General features: G+C 58.2%; 1 protein-coding gene. It reads left to right on the top strand.

The window, feature by feature from the left end; all coding sequences use genetic code 11:
* A partial coding sequence (locus I2G69_RS14030) for an alpha-L-rhamnosidase-related protein (RefSeq protein ID WP_207740605.1) occupies window positions 1–1041 on the top strand: 1041 nt, incomplete at both ends.

The following is a 1041-nucleotide window of genomic DNA, read 5'->3' as shown; positions in this document are numbered from 1 at the left end:
AAGACGTATCCGGACTGGATGGACGAGGGCTATTTCTCGGACATCATGGAGTCGAAGGCAAGCGGAACGAACATCGAATACGCGGTGGCGTTTAAGGTGTTGGAGCAGGCTTCCGAGATCCTGGGCAAAGACCCGGCAGAGACCGAAAAGTGGGCCAAGCATTTTGAAGACCTGAAGCAGGCCATCAACGAGAACTTCTGGGTGGAAGACGGCGGCTACTATGCGTCGTGGCAGTATCCGGAGTACATGGGCAATGTGCTGGCGGAGAAGACCGACGTCATCGCAACCGGTTATGCGATCTATTACGGCATTGCAACGCCGGAAATGGCGGAACGGCTGATGGAAAACTATCCGCTCGTGAAGTATGGCGCGAATACCGTTTACCCGCAGAAGCGCGGCAAGCAGTTCAGCGCGATCTACCACAACCGCGGCGTATGGCCGGGCTGGGAAGCAACCCTGATGGAAGGCGCGATGAAGGCAGGCAACCATGAGCTCGCAGATGAGATCATGAAGTCGATTATGTCGGCGGCGGCCCGCAACCTTTCCAACGAAGAGGTCATCAACTACGAGACCGGCGCGGGCAACAACGCCTACCGCCAGCTGTGGTCGGTGGCAGGGCATATGGCGTCGTTCTACCGTGTGCTGTTCGGCATGACGTACGAATTGGACGGCATCCATTTTGCACCGTATGTGCCGGATTGGATGGTCGGCCCGTTTGAGCTGAGCAACTACACGTACCGCGATGCGAACCTGACCATCAAGGTTTCCGGCCAGGGCGACCAGGTTGCCTCCCTGAAGGTGAACGGCGAAGAGATGGGCGCGGACTATGTGCTCCCCGCAGACGCTTCCGGCGATTACACGATTGAAATCGTGGTGGAAGACAGCGGCGACCACGACAGCGTAAACCTCAAGCCCGAAAACCTGGCAATTTGCCCGGAACCGCCGGAGATGCAGCTGGAAGACGGCGTGCTGACCTGGACGCCGGACGAGAGCTACACCTATAAGCTGTGGACCGGCACCGAGTACATCGACGTGACGGGA

The organism is Anaeromassilibacillus sp. D41t1_190614_C2, from assembly GCF_015558525.1.
Taxonomy (GTDB): domain Bacteria; phylum Bacillota; class Clostridia; order Oscillospirales; family Acutalibacteraceae; genus Anaeromassilibacillus; species Anaeromassilibacillus stercoravium.
This window is presented reverse-complemented; position numbering and strand designations above follow the sequence as displayed.